The 19,288-nt window shown below is 44.6% G+C and carries 18 protein-coding genes; 4 read left to right on the forward strand and 14 right to left on the reverse strand.

All coding sequences use genetic code 11. The features are described from left to right. Nucleotides 1–3 precede the first annotated feature (3 nt). On the reverse strand, nucleotides 4–510 hold the full coding sequence (locus tag BT_RS05770) for a hypothetical protein (RefSeq protein WP_008765863.1): 507 nt from the start codon (nucleotides 508–510) through the stop codon (nucleotides 4–6). A 193-nt stretch (nucleotides 511–703) separates the two neighbouring features. Further along, nucleotides 704–937 carry a YecH family metal-binding protein gene (locus BT_RS05775; RefSeq protein WP_008763492.1) on the reverse strand — a complete coding sequence of 78 codons (234 nt, stop codon included), beginning with the start codon at nucleotides 935–937 and terminating at the stop codon, nucleotides 704–706. A 225-nt stretch (nucleotides 938–1,162) separates the two neighbouring features. On the opposite strand from BT_RS05775, the gene BT_RS05780 reads away from it, so the two are divergent. The 4 genes from BT_RS05780 to gcvP all read left to right on the forward strand — a co-directional run bounded on the left by BT_RS05780 (nucleotide 1,163) and on the right by gcvP (nucleotide 6,380). Continuing rightward, a complete protein-coding gene (locus tag BT_RS05780; protein WP_008765864.1) occupies nucleotides 1,163–2,014 on the forward strand; it encodes a DUF3298 and DUF4163 domain-containing protein in 852 nt (283 codons plus the stop codon). A 113-nt stretch (nucleotides 2,015–2,127) separates the two neighbouring features. Continuing rightward, on the forward strand, nucleotides 2,128–2,748 hold the full coding sequence (gene rsmG, locus BT_RS05785; RefSeq protein WP_008765865.1) for a 16S rRNA (guanine(527)-N(7))-methyltransferase RsmG: 621 nt from the start codon (nucleotides 2,128–2,130) through the stop codon (nucleotides 2,746–2,748). Nucleotides 2,749–2,769: 21 nt separating this feature from the next. Beyond that, nucleotides 2,770–3,408, forward strand: coding sequence for an MBL fold metallo-hydrolase (locus BT_RS05790; RefSeq protein ID WP_008763490.1), 639 nt, complete (start codon nucleotides 2,770–2,772; stop codon nucleotides 3,406–3,408). A 122-nt stretch (nucleotides 3,409–3,530) separates the two neighbouring features. Then, entirely contained in the window at nucleotides 3,531–6,380 is a 2,850-nt protein-coding gene (gene gcvP, locus BT_RS05795) for an aminomethyl-transferring glycine dehydrogenase (protein WP_008765866.1), read from the forward strand. A gap of 202 nt (nucleotides 6,381–6,582) precedes the next feature. Here gcvP and BT_RS05800 read toward each other — a convergent pair whose 3' ends face one another. The 12 genes from BT_RS05800 to BT_RS05855 form a co-directional block, all read right to left on the reverse strand. Next, nucleotides 6,583–7,152, reverse strand: coding sequence for a nitroreductase family protein (locus BT_RS05800; RefSeq protein WP_008765867.1), 570 nt, complete (start codon nucleotides 7,150–7,152; stop codon nucleotides 6,583–6,585). A 42-nt stretch (nucleotides 7,153–7,194) separates the two neighbouring features. After that, nucleotides 7,195–8,280 (reverse strand): HpaII family restriction endonuclease, encoded by a 1,086-nt coding sequence (locus BT_RS05805; protein WP_008765868.1) that lies wholly within the window; start codon nucleotides 8,278–8,280, stop codon nucleotides 7,195–7,197. 21 nt (nucleotides 8,281–8,301) lie between these two features. Continuing rightward, the gene (locus BT_RS05810) at nucleotides 8,302–8,910 is read right to left on the reverse strand and encodes an IMPACT family protein (protein ID WP_008765869.1); all 609 of its coding nucleotides are present in this window, start codon (nucleotides 8,908–8,910) and stop codon (nucleotides 8,302–8,304) included. A gap of 255 nt (nucleotides 8,911–9,165) precedes the next feature. Further along, nucleotides 9,166–10,413, reverse strand: a complete 1,248-nt coding sequence (locus tag BT_RS05815; RefSeq protein ID WP_008763485.1) for a DUF1015 domain-containing protein — start codon at nucleotides 10,411–10,413, stop codon at nucleotides 9,166–9,168. A 157-nt stretch (nucleotides 10,414–10,570) separates the two neighbouring features. After that, nucleotides 10,571–11,491 (reverse strand): NAD(P)-dependent oxidoreductase, encoded by a 921-nt coding sequence (locus BT_RS05820; RefSeq protein WP_008765870.1) that lies wholly within the window; start codon nucleotides 11,489–11,491, stop codon nucleotides 10,571–10,573. A gap of 114 nt (nucleotides 11,492–11,605) precedes the next feature. Continuing rightward, the gene (serC, locus tag BT_RS05825; protein ID WP_008763483.1) at nucleotides 11,606–12,673 is read right to left on the reverse strand and encodes a 3-phosphoserine/phosphohydroxythreonine transaminase; all 1,068 of its coding nucleotides are present in this window, start codon (nucleotides 12,671–12,673) and stop codon (nucleotides 11,606–11,608) included. Nucleotides 12,674–13,247: 574 nt separating this feature from the next. Continuing rightward, on the reverse strand, nucleotides 13,248–14,582 hold the full coding sequence (locus BT_RS05830) for a DEAD/DEAH box helicase (RefSeq protein ID WP_011107635.1): 1,335 nt from the start codon (nucleotides 14,580–14,582) through the stop codon (nucleotides 13,248–13,250). A 155-nt stretch (nucleotides 14,583–14,737) separates the two neighbouring features. Beyond that, the gene (nqrF, locus tag BT_RS05835) at nucleotides 14,738–16,012 is read right to left on the reverse strand and encodes an NADH:ubiquinone reductase (Na(+)-transporting) subunit F (protein WP_008763481.1); all 1,275 of its coding nucleotides are present in this window, start codon (nucleotides 16,010–16,012) and stop codon (nucleotides 14,738–14,740) included. A gap of 18 nt (nucleotides 16,013–16,030) precedes the next feature. After that, complete coding sequence (gene nqrE / locus BT_RS05840) at nucleotides 16,031–16,657, reverse strand: NADH:ubiquinone reductase (Na(+)-transporting) subunit E (protein ID WP_008763480.1); 627 nt, start codon at nucleotides 16,655–16,657, stop codon at nucleotides 16,031–16,033. 83 nt (nucleotides 16,658–16,740) lie between these two features. After that, the gene (locus BT_RS05845; RefSeq protein ID WP_008763479.1) at nucleotides 16,741–17,382 is read right to left on the reverse strand and encodes an NADH:ubiquinone reductase (Na(+)-transporting) subunit D; all 642 of its coding nucleotides are present in this window, start codon (nucleotides 17,380–17,382) and stop codon (nucleotides 16,741–16,743) included. Nucleotides 17,383–17,402: 20 nt separating this feature from the next. Then, complete coding sequence (locus BT_RS05850; protein WP_008765873.1) at nucleotides 17,403–18,077, reverse strand: Na(+)-translocating NADH-quinone reductase subunit C; 675 nt, start codon at nucleotides 18,075–18,077, stop codon at nucleotides 17,403–17,405. Between the two features lie 12 nt (nucleotides 18,078–18,089). Further along, nucleotides 18,090–19,262, reverse strand: a complete 1,173-nt coding sequence (locus BT_RS05855; protein ID WP_008763477.1) for an NADH:ubiquinone reductase (Na(+)-transporting) subunit B — start codon at nucleotides 19,260–19,262, stop codon at nucleotides 18,090–18,092. Between the last annotated feature and the right edge of the window lie 26 nt (nucleotides 19,263–19,288).

A 19,288-nucleotide genomic window follows, 5' to 3' on the forward strand; every position in this document is an offset into this window, starting at 1 on the left:
GCGTTAAGGAGCAAGTATATGCTCCCCCGAAGCTGTTATGATTACTCCACCACAATCACTGACCACCGTCTCGTGCTTTCCATCCGGAGTGACTATGATGGAACCGGTCTGTATGATATGCTTTCCGTCCGTCGTCACACGTATGCGGGCGCTTGTTTCTTCTTTTTCTTTCTTTTCCTTCTTTGCAGATTCCTCCTCTTCCTTATCCTCTATGGCTCTGTTCCGGTCCATACAGCCATTGGTATAATAACTTTTCATCTTAGTCACCCGGTCATCAACGAACCAGATATTAACGACTCCTGCAATACTTGACTCGGAAGTACGAAATTCCAGCATCTCACTCTCTTCGTCAAAACTTCGATAGCTCGGTTTACCCATAATGGCTATTACTTCTTTAGAAGACATCCCACGTTGGATAATACTCAAATTCTCATAAGTAATTCTGCTTGCATAACAACTGCTGAGCAATATCACCAGCAGCAAAGACATAAGGATTTGACTCTTTTTCATAATAGGTATAGTTTAGTAGTTTTTTGAATACCCCAAATGTAGTATGAGAAAATTCCCTTCGCAAAGACTTCTTCCTACTTGCAAATAGGGATTTCCCTATCTATGAAAAACGACAGGTATAATCTACAACTACTAACATTTCTTCTCTCAACTATCCTATTGGCTTATCTATCATACCGTCCGCCACAGAGAATCAATGACTGCATACCTTACTGATATCGACCGTAAATTCCTCACCGGCAGGCATGAACTTCCCTTTTCGTTTAAGAAATCCGATCAGTTCGTCTACTTCCATATTATCTGCCGAACAAGTATAAAAACGCTGATGTTCGCCAAACTTCTCTACGATTGCAGCCCTCAGAGATGCCTCAGTATAACTATTTCCCTCCATCATGTGAAGGACTTCGTGTGCATGTAACTGTTCCATAATCTATTTTTTTCTGCAAAGATAAGTACGGCGTACAGATTAAAACTGTAACATATGATACAGAAGCAAGAAAAAAAGAATCATTAACAATGGCATCCCCTATATACATTGCCGAAGAAAGTAGCTGAATATTTTTCCTTTTTTATTCGCAGTATTCGGTAATTTCATTTATATTTGTCGATAGTGATAGATATGATCAATGTTGAATTTATAGAAAAAACGAGTATGAAAAAACAATATGTCAGTCTGCTTGCGGTTATACTTTCGGTAAGCGGCTTTTTGTTTTCTTGTCATGACAAGATGAACAAAAACACGGGAGCATTACAATTCGATAGTATACAGGTTAACGAGACGGCACACCTCTTTAATGACACCGCCAAACCCGCGTGCAATATTATCATCAACTTCGCCTATCCCGTCAAGTCATCGGATGATATGCTGAAAGACAGTCTGAACGCTTACTTCATCTCCGTCTGCTTCGGAGACAAATATATCGGCGAAAAACCGGAGGCGGTAGTGAAGCAATACGCCAAGAATTACATTGACGAGTATCGCCACGATCAGGAGCCGATGTACGCCGAAGACGAAAAGAATAAAGAAAGCGATGCAGTGGTAGGCGCATGGTACTCCTATTACAAGAGCATCGAAAGCCACGTGCAACTATATGAGAAAGACCTGCTAGTATACCGCGTTGACTACAACGAATATACCGGAGGCGCACACGGTATGTATATGTCGACTTTCCTGAACATGGATCTCACTCTGATGCGTCCGCTCCGCCTCGATGATATTTTTGTAGGCGACTTCCAGGAAGCCCTGACAGATCTGATCTGGAACCAGCTGATGGCCGACAACAAAGTGACTACGCACGAAGCGCTGGAAGACATGGGGTATGCTTCGACCGGAGACATCGCCCCGACAGAGAACTTTTATCTGAGTAAAGAAGGTATCACCTTCTACTATAATATATACGACATCACGCCGTATTCGATGGGCCCTGTCAAAGTCACCATTCCATACTCTATGATGGAACATCTGCTGGGCAGCAACCCAATTCTCGGAGATCTGAAAGATTAAACAGCTATTAAAAGATTGAACACCAATGAATATCCTGTTGTTATTGCCCCGTGTGATGCAGAAGGATATTCATTTCACTTATAAATCAAAATTCACCATTCAAAATACTTAAAGTGGAAATCATACTGAAATATTTTCCGGATCTGACGGAAGAGCAGCGTAAACAGTTTGCCGCTCTATACGACCTCTACATCGACTGGAATGCGAAAATCAACGTTATCTCCCGCAAAGACATCGAAAATCTGTACGAGCATCATGTTCTCCATTCATTAGGCATCGCCAAAGTGATTCAATTCCGTCCCGGAACCAAGGTCATGGATTTGGGTACAGGAGGAGGATTTCCCGGCATTCCGCTCGCCATCCTGTTCCCCGAAACCAAGTTTCATCTGGTAGACAGCATCGGCAAGAAAGTACGTGTGGCGACAGAAGTGGCCAATGCCATCGGACTGAAAAACGTCACTTTCCGTCATGCCCGTGCCGAAGAGGAAAAACAACTGTTCGACTTCGTCGTGAGCCGTGCCGTAATGCCTTTGGCGGATCTGATCAAGATCATCAAAAAGAACATTTCCCCCAAGCAGCAGAATGCTATGCCCAACGGACTGATCTGTCTCAAAGGAGGCGAACTGGAGCATGAAACGATGCCGTTCAAGCATAAAACAGTCATCCACAGCCTGAGCGAAAACTTCGAGGAAGAGTTCTTTGAAACAAAGAAGGTAGTATATTCACAAATATAGGAATCAGGAGTTATCAAAACCATGAAAATAAAGAGATTTGAGTTTAATATGTTTCCCGTAAATTGCTACGTTTTATGGGATGACACAAAAGAGGCGGTTGTCATCGATCCGGGCTGCTTCTACGAAGAGGAAAAACAAGCACTAAAGAAGTTCATCCTCACCAATGAGTTAACAGTGAAACATCTGCTGAATACTCACTTACATCTGGATCACATCTTCGGCAATCCGTTTATGCTGAAAGAGTTCGGTCTGTCGGCAGAAGCCAATAAGGCGGATGAGTTCTGGATCGATGAAGCTCCGAAACAGAGCCGTATGTTCGGCTTCCAATTGCAGGAAGAACCGGTTCCGTTGGGGAAATATCTGCATGACGGAGATATCATCACTTTCGGACACACCAAACTGGAAGCAATCCATGTCCCCGGACATTCGCCCGGTAGCCTGGTGTATTATTGCAAGGAAGAAAACTGCATGTTCTCCGGCGACGTATTGTTTCAAGGCAGCATCGGTCGTGCCGATCTGTCGGGTGGCAACTTCGACGAACTGATCGATCATATTTGCAGCCGTTTATTCGTACTTCCCAACGAGACAGTCGTATACCCCGGACATGGTGCGCCAACGACCATCGGAATGGAGAAGGCAGAGAATCCATTTTTCAGATAAAAAAAAGAATACAAGTAATAGGTAATAAGTAACAGGTAATAATCGTAGCTGCCAGTATATTTATCCGCATGGATATTACTTATTACTTATTATCTATTACTTAAAAACATCCCCCATAAATTATGAAAACAGATTTGTTAGCTAGCCGTCACATCGGCATCAATGAAGAAGACACAGCTGTGATGCTCCGCAAAATAGGCGTAGACTCACTGGATGAACTGATCAACAAAACCATCCCTGCCAACATCCGACTGAAGGAACCGCTGGCACTGGCCAAGCCGTTGACGGAATACGAATTTGGAAAACACATTGCCGACCTGGCAAGTAAAAACAAACTGTATACGACATACATCGGATTGGGGTGGTATAATACGATTACTCCTGCCGTTATCCAACGGAATGTATTCGAAAATCCCGTATGGTATACTTCTTACACGCCTTATCAGACAGAAGTGTCGCAAGGAAGACTGGAAGCGTTGATGAATTTCCAGACTGCCGTCTGTGACCTCACCGCTATGCCGCTCGCCAACTGCTCACTGCTGGATGAAGCGACTGCCGCCGCCGAAGCCGTAACCATGATGTATGCTCTGCGTTCGCGTACCCAGCAAAAAGCAGGTGCCAACGTAGTCTTTGTGGACGAAAACATCTTCCCGCAGACCTTGGCAGTAATGACCACACGTGCCATTCCACAAGGCATCGAATTGCGGGTAGGCAAATACAAAGAGTTTGAACCCTCACCGGAAATCTTCGCCTGCATCCTGCAATATCCTAACTCCAGCGGTAATGTGGAAGACTATGCCGACTTCACAAAGAAGGCACATGAAGCAGACTGCAAAGTTGCCGTTGCCGCCGATATTCTGAGTCTTGCCCTGCTGACTCCTCCGGGAGAATGGGGAGCGGATATCGTATTCGGTACAACACAGCGACTGGGTACACCGATGTTTTACGGCGGGCCTTCGGCAGGCTACTTCGCCACACGTGACGAGTACAAGCGGAATATGCCGGGACGCATCATCGGATGGTCCAAAGACAAATACGGCAAGCTCTGCTACCGAATGGCTTTGCAGACACGCGAACAGCATATCAAACGCGAAAAAGCCACTTCCAATATTTGTACGGCTCAGGCATTACTCGCTACGATGGCAGGTTTCTACGCTGTATATCACGGACAGGAAGGAATCAAAACGATTGCTTCGCGTATTCATAGCATCACTGTCTTCCTCGACAAGCAATTAAAGAAATTCGGATATACGCAAGTCAATGCACAATATTTCGATACGCTGCGTTTCGAGTTGCCGGAACACGTTTCGGCGCAGCAGATTCGCACGATCGCACTGAGCAAGGAAGTGAACCTGCGCTATTATGAAAACGGTGACGTAGGCTTTAGCATCGATGAGACAACGGACATAGCAGCTACGAACGTGCTGCTTTCCATCTTCGCCATTGCCGCCGGCAAGGATTATCAGAAGGTAGAGGACGTGCCGGAAAAGAGCAATATTGACAAAGCACTGAAACGTACCACGCCTTTCCTCACGCACGAGGTGTTCTCCAACTATCATACGGAAACGGAAATGATGCGCTACATCAAGCGTCTGGACCGGAAGGATATTTCATTGGCCCAGTCCATGATTTCCCTCGGATCGTGCACGATGAAGCTCAACGCAGCCGCTGAAATGCTTCCTTTAAGCCGTCCGGAATTTATGAGCATGCATCCGTTGGTGCCGGAAGATCAGGCGGAAGGATATCGTGAATTGATCAGCAATTTGAGTGAGGACTTGAAGGTTATTACCGGATTTGCTGGTGTCAGCCTGCAACCGAACTCGGGTGCTGCGGGAGAATATGCCGGTCTGCGAGTTATCCGTGCCTATCTTGAAAGCATCGGTCAGGGACATCGCAACAAAATATTGATTCCGGCTTCGGCACACGGTACGAATCCGGCATCTGCCATACAGGCCGGATTTGAAACCGTCACCTGCGCTTGCGACGAGCAAGGAAACGTGGATATGGGCGACCTACGTGCCAAAGCCGAAGAGAACAAGGAAGCACTGGCTGCACTGATGATCACCTATCCGTCAACGCATGGTATCTTCGAGACGGAAATAAAGGAAATCTGTGAAATCATCCACGCTTGTGGCGCACAAGTATATATGGACGGTGCCAACATGAATGCACAGGTAGGATTGACCAATCCGGGATTTATAGGTGCAGACGTTTGTCACTTGAATTTGCACAAGACATTTGCTTCACCGCACGGTGGCGGCGGTCCGGGTGTAGGTCCTATCTGTGTAGCTGAGCATCTGGTTCCATTCTTACCGGGACATTCGATCTTCGGCAGTACGCAAAATCAGGTTTCCGCAGCTCCGTTCGGCAGTGCGGGTATCTTGCCTATCACATACGGCTACATCCGGATGATGGGTACCGAAGGCTTGACCCAAGCTACTAAAATAGCCATTCTCAATGCCAACTATCTGGCTGCTTGTCTGAAAGATACTTATGGCATTGTTTATCGGGGAGCTACCGGTTTCGTAGGACACGAAATGATTTTGGAATGCCGCAAAGTACATGAAGAAACGGGTATCTCAGAAAATGACATTGCGAAGCGTCTGATGGACTATGGTTATCATGCACCGACTCTCTCTTTCCCTGTTCACGGCACATTAATGATTGAACCTACCGAAAGCGAAAGCCTGGCGGAGTTGGACAACTTTGTAGACGTCATGCTGAATATATGGAAAGAAATTCAGGAAGTGAAGAACGAAGAAGCGGATAAGAATGATAATGTGTTAATCAATGCCCCGCATCCGGAATATGAAATTGTGAATGACAACTGGGAACATTCCTACACACGTGAGAAAGCAGCGTATCCGATAGAAAGTGTGCGTGAGAATAAGTTCTGGGTGAATGTGGCTCGCGTAGACAATACGTTGGGAGACCGGAAATTATTGCCGACCCGCTACGGAACGTTCGAATAAGAAGAAGCTTTCAAAGGAAATCCGTACATGAAAAAATAAGCCCGGAGCTCAGCAAATGTGAGCTCCGGGCTTACCTTTGTTAAGCACCGAGCGTATTCCAATAAGCACCGAGCTAAATGAACATAAGAAGCGACTCCGAAACCTTACGGTTATCATGCTGCTCTTCATTCCATTCCATGTTTGTCGAAAACATAGTCTGGTTCTATCTGACAACAGTCACTGTTCCGGCTTTTACCATTTTCTCCCTTAGTGAGATTTTAGGATCAGCATATCCTAAAGCTACACAGCCATATACTTTATGATTCTCCGGTACACCCAAAGAACTTATAAATTCACGAACTTCGGGATCATCGCAAGTCGTACCCAACTGATTGATCCAGCAAGATCCGATTCCCAGAGAATGGGCAGCCAAAAACATATTCTCAATCGCGCAGGCACAATCCATGCCGGCCCACCATTGAGTGGGTTCGTTGGACACGATCACCAAAGTCGGGGCATGATAATAACAGCAATACGCCTTGCTATGACCACGTTCCTGTAATTTCGGTTCATCGCTTTTAGCAAAAGCGCCTTTAATCCGTTCATTCAATTCTGCCAGTTTATCTGCATTCTGAATAGCGGTAAAATGCCATGTCTCCAAATGCATCCCACTGGGTGCAAAAGTGGCAGCTTCCAGAATAGCCTGTAAGTCTTCTTCCGAAACTTGCCGGTCAGTATAAGCCCGTACACTACGACGTGCTTTGATATTTTCTAAAACTTCATTCGTTTTCATATACTATATTTACTATACTTACAACTCGTTCACCACTTGCATTTATCGTTTTACCAATCCGATCTTTGCATTCAGTTTGAAGTAATACGTACCGTTCTCTCTTTCCAAAAAGCCGTATTTGTCCTTATCCAGAGAACCTTTCTCCAAACGGGTATTCAAGAACAGGAAGTCCTCCATAACCGGTTTCTCTGACTTGTGATAGCAAAGAACTTCCCCACTCCCATCCATCAACAGGATACCTTCAACAGCCGAATCCTGTCCAGTATATATCTTTGCCGGACGCATACCCAAGGCTAATGCCATCAGGAATTGCTTCACTTTAAACTCATAGAAACCATGTTTGTTTACCAATTCATCTTTTATTTTCAACGGGTTCATCTGTTTGATTACTTCCGTCAGTTCACTGATACGGGTGATGTCGTCCAAGTGCATGATGCGCACCATTTCTGTCAGCACACGAGGAAAGTGTAAGTCAATCATTAAAAGATTGCTACGGAATACCCGATCTGCCACGTCCGAGTATTTGAGTACACCACCCAAGCGCTCAATCAGCAACATTCGTTCTGCTACTTCATTAGGGGCTTCCGGCAACGCATTAATCTTATTCACCGTAGGTGTTGCAAATTTGACTCCGCTCTGTTCCAGTTTCAAGTTAGCCGCACGGCCTCCGTCCAACAGCGGATTCATAGCACCCAATCGCGAACGAACGCTGAACCCGCTCAACGGTGCCTCCGGATGCCAGAAGGCAATATAAAAATCGGTACGATCTTCCGTCTTCGCTTCCAGATCGAAAATTGCGACTTCATCCAAAAACTCTTCCACTCCATCCGGAGAAGTGACTTCATCCTCCGAAGAGGACTTGACAGCCTGCAAAATCAAATCTGCCACAATCCCAAAATCTTCCCGGGGAACGAATTTCTCACTATTTTCTCCTTTGATGCGGACCATCTCTTTTTCTATATAGTAGCAGCGTGTTCCGTCATGTTCCTCCCGTTGAATCATTGCAATAGGCCAGTCGATTTCTCCTTTCTTTGCCTTAGCCGTACCCAACGTTACTTTTCCTTCTGTCAGCAGACGGAAGAAAGTATACAGTTCACACCATTCTCTTTTTGTTGCTTCAAATGCCATATATTCTTATTTTTCTTTATTTTACTCTTCATCAAGAATCCTTGCGGTCTCCACTTTCTCCAATCGTGCACGCAGTTTGGGCATCATGGAACGACGAATACACAACGTCATGCTGCAATCCATATCGTACGATTGACTGAGAATTTCCGGTTCTTCCTCCTTTACAATACGCATGATATCGTTCATAAAAGGATATTCAAACATTACGGTCACTTCTTCATCTACCGTTTTTTCTATAATGGTAGCGGCAGATATTGCTTCGGCAGCAGCTGCTTTATAAGCTACAATCAGTCCGCTCGTTCCTAACTTGATTCCACCGAAATAACGGACTACAATAATCAGAATATCAGTCAGTTCATTAGAGTTAATTTGCCCGAGAATGGGCTTTCCCGCCGTTCCCGAAGGTTCACCGTTATCATTGGCTCGAAAATCCTTTCGCGCTGCACCTAACATATAAGCATAGCACACGTGCCGTGCATCATAATACTTCTTCTGATACGTTTCAAGATGCGCTTTTATCTCATCAAGGGTACGCACAGGCAAGGCGATGGCAATAAACTTGCTTCGCTTTTCTGTATAAATACCTTCGGAAGGTTCGACGATAGTTTTATAAGTATCTTCAGCAGTCATGCCGCAAAGATACGGCTTTCTTGACGAAATTCCATCTGCTGTTCGAAAATATTAAAGCTTCTCATTGAAACGAGCGCTTCATTTCATGCAGTCAAACGGTCGATGGGGTGCAATCAAGCAGTCAATTGGAGGTAGTCGGGTGGTCGTTTTAACGGAATCGGGCGGTCATTTATACAAAAACAAGCGGTCAATCTCTCACAAATGTCCTGTTGATTGTGAGAGATTGACCGCTCTATTTTCTATATAGAATATGTCTTAATCCAACTTATGGATAACCAATCCTGAACGAAGTTTCGGTTCAAACCAAGTCGTTTTGGGAGGCATAATGTTGCCAGTATCGGCAATATCCATCAATTGCTTCATGGATACGGGATAAAGAGCCAGAGCTACTTTCATTTCTCCACTGTCAACACGCTTCTTCAATTCTCCCAAACCGCGGATACCGCCTACAAAGTCAATACGCTTATCCGAACGGAGGTCTTTGATTCCTAAAATCTCATCTAAAATCAGATTGGAAGAAATAGTAACGTCAAGCACGCCGATAGGATCATTGTCATTGTATGTACCTGCCTTTGCCGTCAGACTATACCACTTGTCGCCAAGATAGAGGGAGAAATTGTGCAAACCGGACGGTTTATAGATATCTGTACCCTTTTCTTCTACAACAAAATTCTTATCCAATGCAGCAAGAAATTGTTCGGGAGTCAGCCCGTTGAGGTCTTTTACTACACGGTTATAGTCGATGATAGTCAATTGATTGGCAGGGAAACATACAGCCATGAAATAGTTATACTCTTCATCGCCACGATGGTTCGCGTTTTGCTTTGCTTTCTCGGCACCTACCAGAGCAGCAGCAGCGGAACGATGATGCCCGTCGGCAATATATAATGCCGGCATTTTAGCAAATTCTGCAGTAATTGCAGCGATATCTTCGTCCTGGTCAACAATCCAGAAAGTATGTCCGAAGCCATCACCCGGAGCGATAAAGTCGTAAACAGGCTTTTCGGCAGTGTATTTCCGAATGATTGTATCCAATTTCGCATTATCGGGATAGGCAAAGAATACAGGTTCGATATTCGCATTGTTCACACGAACGTGCTTCATACGGTCTTCTTCCTTATCACGACGGGTAAGCTCATGCTTCTTGATGATACCGTTCATATAGTCAGGAACATAAGCGCCTACTACCAGTCCATACTGAGTTTTCCCGTTCATGGTCTGGGCATAGATGTAATAGTTTTCCTTTGCATCCTGCACTAACCAGCCTTTATCCTGAAACAGCCGGAAGTTTTCGGCAGCTTTCTCATAAACACGTTCATCGTGTTCATCCGTACCAACAGGAAAGTCAATCTCGGGCTTAATGATATGATAAAGGGATTTTTCATTTCCAGCTGCTTCTGTACGCGCTTCTTCTGAGTTTAATACATCGTAAGGACGGGAAGCAACCTGTTCAACCAGGTCTTGTGGAGGGCGAACGCCTTTAAAAGGTTTGATAATAGCCATAAGTCATGGTATGTTTTAAGATTAGTAGAACAGATACGCCCTCGCAAAAGCCGAGGGCGAAATCTGATAACATATTTCTAAATATACTGCTTAATGACCAGCACCTATCATCAAATAAGTGACTGAGCAACGATAAGCAGTCTTACGATTCATCTCATTATTTGTTTACTCTGAACTTCTCACAGCCGTCTTTCAGGAAACCGACAATCTGTTGAGCAGCAGCAATACCGGCATTGATATTCGCTTCGGCAGTCTGTGCACCCATCTTCTTCGGAGTAGAGAAATAACGTCCTGCGAACTTCTCAGCAAATTCCGCATTAGCAGCAGGCATGATATCTGTCATATACTTGAAGTCAGCACGGTCTTCCATCAATTTGATCAGCTCGGCTTCGTTGATCACTTCCTTACGGGCAGTGTTCACCAGCATAGCGCCTTTCGGCATATCTTTCAGCAGAGCGTAGTTGATAGAGTTCTTCGTTTCAGCAGTTGCCGGGATATGAAGAGACACTACCTGACAAGTCTTGTACAGTTCTTCTGCAGAGTCAAGTGCCTTCACGCCATCTTTTTCGATCACTTCTTTCGGGCAGAAAGCGTCGTAAGCGTACACTTCCATTCCGAAGCCTTTAGCTACACGGGCAACGTTACGACCAACGTTTCCGTATGCATGGATACCCAGTTTCTTGCCCATCAATTCTGTACCGGAAGTACCGTTATAGAAGTTACGAACGGCGTATACCATCATGCCCAAAGCCAGTTCGGCAACAGCATTGGAGTTCTGTCCCGGAGTATTCATCACGCAAACATTGTGAGCGGTAGCGGCAGCCAGGTCTACATTATCGTATCCGGCACCAGCACGAACTACAATCTTCAGTTCTTTAGCAGCATCCAGCACCTCTGCATCAATAATATCACTACGGATAATGATAGCATTAGCATCTTTCACTGCATCCAGCAACTGTGCTTTATCGGTATATTTCTCCAGCAAAGCAAGCTCATATCCGGCTGCTTCGATTTCTTTACGGATACCGTCTACAGCAACTTTGGCAAACGGTTTTTCAGTAGCTACAAGTACTTTCATAATTTATCTGTATCTTTTAAAAAAGATTCACCACAGACTTCACCGGCCTACACACTATATTCAATAAGATTTCAGTGTAAATCCGTGCAATCTGTGGTGACTCTATTTATATTATTAATGAAGTTTTTCAAATTCCTGCATGCAGTCGATCAAAGCTTGTACACTTTCTTTCGGCAGAGCATTGTAGCAAGATGCACGGAAACCACCCACTGAACGATGTCCTTTGATACCTACCATACCTTTTTCTGTAGCGAACTTCATGAAGTCAGCTTCCAGATCCTTGTATTCGGGAGCCATCACGAAACAGATGTTCATGCGTGAACGGTCTTCTTTGGCAGCAGTACCTACGAACAGTTTGTTACGGTCGATTTCAGCGTACAGCATATCAGCCTTTTCGATAGCACGACGTTCCATTTCTTTCACACCACCCTGTGCCTTAATCCAACGCAGGTTCAACAGTGCAGCATAGATAGGCACTACCGGAGGAGTGTTGAACATAGAACCGTTATCGATATGAGTCTGATAGTTCAGCATTGACGGGATGTAACGAGAAACTTTACCTACCGCATCATTCTTCACGATAACAAATGTAACACCGGCAGGAGCCAGATTTTTCTGCGCACCACCATAGATACAGATATATTTGGATACGTCGATCGGACGAGAGAAAATATCAGAAGACATATCGGCAACCATCGGAACCGGAGAATTGAGATCTTCTTTTAATTCTGTACCGTAAATCGTGTTATTGGTAGTTATGTGGAAATAATCTGCGTCAGCAGGAATTGTGTAATCTTTCGGGATGTAAGTATATGTAGCTTCAGCGGAAGAAGCAACTTCTACGACTTCACCAAACCCCTTAGCTTCTTTCATTGCTTTCTTTGCCCACACACCTGTATTCAGATAAGCAGCCTTTTTTTCAAGGAAGTTGAAAGGTACCATGCAGAACTCCATACTAGCACCACCACCAAGGAACAGTACCGAATAACCTTCGGGGATATTGAGTAATTCCTTGAATAATGCCTCTGCTTCGTCAACCACAGGTTGGAAGTCTTTGGCACGGTGACTGATTTCCATCAGGGAGAGACCAGAGCCGTTGAAATCTAAAATAGCCTTCGCTGTATCCTCTATCACCTCACGCGGAAGAATGGAAGGTCCTGCATTGAAATTATGCTTTTTCATTTGAAGTTTGTTTTTGGTTTAACATTTCGTTAGTTTATGTCTTTTGACCTTGCGAATTTACGAATTTATTTCCGGTGCACAAATCTTTCCTTATAAAAATACTGTTTTAAAGCAGATTTCTCTTTCTTTTTATTGGTTTATACAAGATATATACACCATATTGTTATCTATACATATCAAGCAAGGGATAAAAGGCGAAAATATAACCTGTGGAAAATAATCGGTTACAGAGTGAAAGGAAAACGGTTACAAAATGAATATTTATTAAGAAAGACAGAGAAAAACAAGGGTTTCTCACCCTAACAAGCAACGAGACTACAATTATAAAAATTAGTCAGAAAGAAAGGAGTCTCCAATATCTTCCTAAAAGAAAATAAATGGAGACTGTCACAGAATTGTTTTTTTACTATCATTTTAGTCTGTCATCCATGAGAGACGTCTCTCACTTCAAAAGAATGATATTATTTGTAATGACAAAGCCGATCATCTCGTCATTGTCAGCATCCCAATCACCTATTTGGTTCTTGAAATTCACCTTTCAGCTTTGAGAACACCTGTTGTTTTTCGGCTCCCTTTATTTGGCTTCCTCAATGATAGTCTTCATTCCTTTGATTTTTTCCCCTTGAATAAGATTCAGGAGTTGCTTCACTTTTGCCCGACGAACGGCAACAAAAGCATAATGTTCTTTCACATCAATCGCACCTACATCTTCACGGGTCAGATTACCTTTTTTATAAAGGAATCCGGCAATGTCCATCCGGCTCAGTTTCTCCTTCTTTCCTTTACCTATATATATAGTAGTCCAGACAGATTTGGGAGGACGTGAAGGATTTTCCAGCAGTTCCATCGTTTCTATATCTTCGGGAATATATTCCGGTAGTTTTTCTTCTGCGTGAAGAATCAGATAAGAAGTACCTGTTGCATCCCAACGTGCCGTACGTCCGTTACGATGTGTAAACGCTTCTTCGTTTACAGGCAGATGATAGTGAATGATATGCTCTATCTCTGGAATATCAAGTCCACGGGCAGCGAGGTCGGTAGAGATCAGTACATGACAGCTTCCGTTACGGAACTTATACAATGCCCGTTCCCGATCCGGCTGTTCCATACCGCCATGAAAACGTTCGGCTAATAGTTTCTTATCTTCGAGTAGCTTGTGCACACGATCTACCGCATCCCGATGATTACAGAAGACAATGCTGGAGCTGCTTCCCAATGAACAAAGCAAGTTGTAAAGCGTATCAATCTTATCTTTGGAAGGAGAAAGCACCTTCATCAGCTTCAACCGGTTTTCCTGTTCTTCGGTTGCCTCCGGAAGAAAATCCAGTTTGACTGTCCGGTTCAGTCCCGTAAACTGAGGAATTTCTTCGGCATCAGTAGCCGACAGCAGCATACGTTTCTTTAATCCCGGAAGCTGGGTGATGATCTCTGCCATCTCATCATGAAAGCCGAACTCCAGCGACTTATCAAACTCATCGATAATCAAAGTCTCGATTGTTTCGGGATCAAAGTTTCCTTTGGACAGATGGTCGGTGATACGTCCCGGAGTACCAAGGATAATGGCAGGATGATTTCCTGCAATGCTTTTCTTTTCTTCGGCAATGGGATGCCCACCGTAGCAGCAACACGTTTTCCAGGAAGTTCCCATGCTCCGGAACACGGTATCTATCTGTAAAGCCAACTCACGGGAAGGCACCAGAATCAGCACCTGCACGCTGTCATCATTCGGTTTTAGGGTAAGCAACAGAGGCAAAAGATAAGCCAATGTCTTGCCCGATCCTGTCGGTGACAACAGGATAACATCTTTCCTGCCCGTGCCCTGTTCGAGCGCAGCTTCCTGCATCGAGTTCAAAGATTCAATCTTCAAATTCTGAAGAGCGGACTGTATTATTTCATTTTTCTCTAACATGGGGACAAAGATACAAAAAGGACGAAAAGATTCGGTAAGATAGTGCATAAAGAAAGCGGGAAATCTGAAAAGCACCATTGTCTTTTACAGATTTCCCGCCAGTTTCTTTATGTTACTCTTCCGGTCCTCTCCGACCGGAAATCAACTTCCGAAGATTATCCTCCAAAGTTATCGAACATCAGGTTCTGAGCCGGAACGCCCAGATCGTCGAGCATCTTCTCTACAGCTTTCGACATCGGACCAGGACCACACATATAGTATTCAATATCTTCAGGAGCTTCGTGGTTCTTCAAGTAAGTTTCATAAATTACGTTGTGTACGAAGCCCGGAGTATATTTCACACCGGCAGCATCAGCAGCAGGATCCGGACGGTCGAGTGCCAGATGGAATGTGAAGTTCGGGAAATCCTTTTCAATTTGCAGGAAGTCTTCCAGATAGAATACTTCGTTCAGCGCACGGGCACCATAGAAGTATGACATCTTGCGGTCGGTCGTATGCAATGTTTTCGTCAAGTGCATGATCTGTGCACGCAACGGAGCCATACCGGCACCACCACCGATCCACATCATTTCCTTGTTAGAGTCGAAAATCGGATGGAAGTCTCCATAAGGCCCACTCATTATTACCTTGTCACCCGGTTTCAGCGTAAAGATATAAGAAGAAGCGATACCCGGCATTACATCCATAAATCCGGGACCTTGTTCTTTCGGCTTGAACGGAGGGGTAGCGATACGTACAGTCAGCATGATACGGTCACCTTCTGCAGGATAGTTGGCCATAGAGTAAGCACGGATTGTTTCCTCTTCATTCTTACATTTCAAGCCCAGCAAACCGAATTTCTCCCATGCAGGCAGATATTCTTCACCGATCAGGCTCTTATCAATGTCCTTATCATAATCCATTGAGAATTTAGGTATCTTGATCTGTGCGTAAGAACCCGGGATAAAGTCCATGTGTTCGCCTTTAGGCAATGCCACGATAAACTCTTTGATAAATGTAGCCACATTCTTGTTGGAGATCACTTCGCACTCCCACTCTTTCACGCCGAGTACAGACTCGTCAATCTTGATAGCCATGTCACTCTTCACTTTCACCTGACAGCCCAGACGCCAGTGGTCTTGTTGCTGTTTACGGCTGAAGTGAGGAACTTCAGAAGGCAGGATTTCGCCACCACCTTCGAGTACCTGACATTTGCACTGTCCGCAAGAACCCTTGCCACCACAAGCGGATGACAGGAATACACCGTTTACGGCCAGCGTATTAAGCAATGTGGAACCGGACTCTACTTCCAGTCCTGTTTCGCCATTGATCGTTAGTTTCACGTTACCTGACGGTACCAGAAATTTCTTGGCAACCAGCAAGATAACAACAAGCAACAGAATAACCACAAGGAATACCCCAATGCTTGATAATATTAAATTCATATCCATTGTCTTATTCCTTTCTTTTTAGATGTTCAAACCAGAGAAACACATAAATGCGATTGCCATCAGACCTACAGTGATAAATGTGATACCCAGACCTTTTAGCGGAGCAGGTACATCAGAGTAAGCCATTTTCTCACGGATAGCAGCCAGACCGACGATAGCCAGCAGCCAGCCGATACCCGAACCGAGTGCGTAAGACAGCGCATCCCATACATCACCGATGTATTTCGGATCGCTTGCACCCAGATTGATGCGTTGTTGCATAAACAAAGAAGCACCCATGATAGCACAGTTAACGGCGATCAACGGCAGAAAGATACCCAGTGAAGCATACAGCGACGGGCTGAAACGTTCTACCACCATCTCCACCAATTGCACGATACCGGCAATAACGGCAATGAAAAGAATAAAACTCAGGAAGCTGAGGTCAACACCTTCAATGATAGCGTTGGCAGCCAGCACCTTGGTTTGCAATAAATAGTTCACCGGAAGCGTAACCAGCAACACGAATGTTACGGCTATACCCAGTCCTACGGCAGTCTTCACATTCTTCGATACAGCCAGATATGAGCACATACCCAAGAAGAACGCGAATATCATGTTGTCCACAAAGATGGAGCGGACGAATAAACTTAATAAATGTTCCATATATTTTAATTAAAAATTAAGAATGAAGAATTTCGAGTTTATGAGTGTTACCTTCATTCATCCTTCTTCACCCTTCATTTATATTAATTACTTTCTTCTTGCAGTTCTTTGTGACGTGCACGCTGATACCAGATGATGCAAGCTACGATAATCAATGCCATCGGCGGCATCAACATCAGACCGTTGTTTACATAACCGATATTCTGGATAGGCTCATAATTCAGGATATTGAAACCAAGCAAAGTTCCCGAACCGAGCAGTTCGCGGAAGAAAGCTACGATTACCAGAATCTTGGCATAACCCAAACCGTTACCAACTCCGTCAAGGAATGATTCCCAAGGACCGTTCTGCATGGCAAATGCTTCCAGACGTCCCATCAGGATACAGTTGGTAATGATCAAACCTACATAAACAGAGAGCTGTACACTTACATCGTATGCAAACGCTTTCAGAATTTCACTAACGATGGTAACCAAAGCAGCAACCACTACCAACTGAACGATGATACGGATACGATTTGGAATCGTCTTACGCAACAGTGAAATAACGACATTGGCAAACGCTGTAATCACAGTAACTGAAAGTCCCATCACAATGGCGGGTTCCAGCTTGGCAGTAACAGCAAGTGCAGAACAGATACCAAGCACCTGTACGGTTACCGGATTATCGATTCCCAACGGAGCAGAGAATACTTCTTTATTCTTCTTTGAAAACAGTTGTCCCATATTCTTTATCCTCCTCCTTATTATTTAGTTAAAAAACTTATGTAATTATTCAGACAAGCCTTCAGCATAGCATCCACACCTACCGAAGTGATCGTACCACCAGAGATACCGTCCACTTGGTAATCAGCTTTTTCTACCTTGCCATTCTTAACAACACCCAGAGCAACGGCACCGTTTTCCAGTGTCTTCTTGCCTGCGAATTCGTGTTGGAACCAGTCAGTAGCGATTTCAGCACCCAGACCCGGAGTTTCACTTGCGTGTGAGAAGTATACACCGTAAACTGTGTCTTTGTCCTCGTTCAGAGCAACGTATCCCCAGATACCGCCCCAAAGACCGGCACCGTATACAGGAACCACATATTTAGTCTGACCATCTACATCACATACAAATACGTGCAGACGTTGGTGTTCTTTCACTTCTTTCTCGTAGTTAGTGGCAAACTCACCTGTGTTTTCAGTCAGCGTGCCGTCTACGTTCATCAGCATATCACCTTTTACATATTTCTGATATTCGGCATCAGCATCTTCTACATTTTTAATGTTCAATGCAGCAAGAATCTGCTTTTTAGTGTCCAACTGCACATTCTTGTCTTGTGTAGCTTTCAGTGAAGAACTAACGAATGCCAGCAGGAATGCAACGATAACAACCATTACCGAAGCATAAATGATAGTATAACTATTACTATTTGTATTCATTTTCATTCGGTATTATTGGTTAGACTTAACAGCGCGTTTCTCGCGACGGCTGATATTACTCTGTACTACACAGTAGTCGATCAGCGGAGCGAAGATGTTCATCAGCAGGATGGCGAGCATCATACCTTCGGGATAACCCGGATTCAGTACGCGGATAACGATAGCCATCACACCGATCAGGAATCCGAAGATGTATTTACCTCTTTCCGTACGTGCGGATGTCACAGGGTCGGTAGCCATGAATACGGCACCGAAGCAGAAACCACCCAATACAAGGTGTTCGTACCAAGGCATCTGAGCCATTGTGTTGTTTTCCATGCCGATAGCATTGAATACCCAGGCCATGAATGCACCACCAACGAATACGGAAAGCATCGTCTTCCAGCTTGCAACGCCTGTCCACAGCAGGATAACGGCACCGATCAGAATGGCGATCACACTTGTTTCACCGATAGAACCGGGAATAAGACCTGTTATCATATCCATGTTGAATGCAGGAACCGTGCCCGATGTAGCAGCTTGTCCCAGCGGGGTAGCCACAGTCAGACCGTCTACAGCCTGTCCCATACCAAAAATGGTATCGCCGGATACCCAAACGGCGTCACCGGACATCTTGGTCGGATAAGCGAAGAACAGGAATGCACGGGTGATCAACGCTACGTTGAACACATTCATACCCGTACCACCGAATACTTCTTTTGCAAAGATAACAGAGAATGCAGTTGCTACGGCAAGAATCCAAAGCGGACAGTCTACCGGAACGATCATCGGGATCAGAATACCGGAAACAAGGAATCCTTCCTGAATTTCCTCCTTCTTCCATTGAGCTACGACGAACTCAATACCCAGACCGACAACGTATGATACGATAATTTTAGGCAATACAGCCAGGAATCCGTAGATAAACATTTCGATGAAGCTGCCAGTAGCACCTGTGTGGGTGAAATGCTGGTAACCTACGTTGTACATACCGAACAGCAGCGCCGGTACTAACGAAATAACCACAATCGACATAATACGCTTGCTGTCGATCGCGTCGTGTATGTGCGTTCCCGTTTTCGCAGTCTTGCTGGGCACGAACAGGAATGTTTCGAAGCCGTCGAACACCGACTGGAATGCGTGGAATTTACCGCCCTCTTCAAAGTTCGGCTTTATCTTATCGAGATAATTTCTTAACGCTTTCATTAATATATTACTATTTTACGATTTAC

This window comes from Bacteroides thetaiotaomicron VPI-5482 (assembly GCF_000011065.1).
In the GTDB taxonomy this organism is placed as follows: Bacteria; Bacteroidota; Bacteroidia; order Bacteroidales; family Bacteroidaceae; genus Bacteroides; species Bacteroides thetaiotaomicron.

Excerpts from the sequence above, each read along its gene's own strand:
- BT_RS05845 (WP_008763479.1), bottom strand. The coding sequence starts at position 17,382 with ATGGGACAACTGTTTTCAAAGAAGAATAAAGAAGTATTCTCTGCTCCG.
- BT_RS05780 (WP_008765864.1), top strand. The coding sequence starts at position 1,163 with ATGAAAAAACAATATGTCAGTCTGCTTGCGGTTATACTTTCGGTAAGC.
- BT_RS05790 (WP_008763490.1), top strand. The coding sequence starts at position 2,770 with ATGAAAATAAAGAGATTTGAGTTTAATATGTTTCCCGTAAATTGCTAC.
- BT_RS05815 (WP_008763485.1), bottom strand. The coding sequence starts at position 10,413 with ATGGCTATTATCAAACCTTTTAAAGGCGTTCGCCCTCCACAAGACCTG.
- BT_RS05820 (WP_008765870.1), bottom strand. The coding sequence starts at position 11,491 with ATGAAAGTACTTGTAGCTACTGAAAAACCGTTTGCCAAAGTTGCTGTA.
- serC (WP_008763483.1), bottom strand. The coding sequence starts at position 12,673 with ATGAAAAAGCATAATTTCAATGCAGGACCTTCCATTCTTCCGCGTGAG.
- BT_RS05850 (WP_008765873.1), bottom strand. The coding sequence starts at position 18,077 with ATGAATACAAATAGTAATAGTTATACTATCATTTATGCTTCGGTAATG.
- nqrE (WP_008763480.1), bottom strand. The coding sequence starts at position 16,657 with ATGGAACATTTATTAAGTTTATTCGTCCGCTCCATCTTTGTGGACAAC.
- BT_RS05805 (WP_008765868.1), bottom strand. The coding sequence starts at position 8,280 with ATGGCATTTGAAGCAACAAAAAGAGAATGGTGTGAACTGTATACTTTC.
- BT_RS05855 (WP_008763477.1), bottom strand. The coding sequence starts at position 19,262 with ATGAAAGCGTTAAGAAATTATCTCGATAAGATAAAGCCGAACTTTGAA.
- BT_RS05800 (WP_008765867.1), bottom strand. The coding sequence starts at position 7,152 with ATGAAAACGAATGAAGTTTTAGAAAATATCAAAGCACGTCGTAGTGTA.
- BT_RS05775 (WP_008763492.1), bottom strand. The coding sequence starts at position 937 with ATGGAACAGTTACATGCACACGAAGTCCTTCACATGATGGAGGGAAAT.
- gcvP (WP_008765866.1), top strand. The coding sequence starts at position 3,531 with ATGAAAACAGATTTGTTAGCTAGCCGTCACATCGGCATCAATGAAGAA.
- BT_RS05830 (WP_011107635.1), bottom strand. The coding sequence starts at position 14,582 with ATGTTAGAGAAAAATGAAATAATACAGTCCGCTCTTCAGAATTTGAAG.
- BT_RS05770 (WP_008765863.1), bottom strand. The coding sequence starts at position 510 with ATGAAAAAGAGTCAAATCCTTATGTCTTTGCTGCTGGTGATATTGCTC.
- BT_RS05810 (WP_008765869.1), bottom strand. The coding sequence starts at position 8,910 with ATGACTGCTGAAGATACTTATAAAACTATCGTCGAACCTTCCGAAGGT.
- nqrF (WP_008763481.1), bottom strand. The coding sequence starts at position 16,012 with ATGGATATGAATTTAATATTATCAAGCATTGGGGTATTCCTTGTGGTT.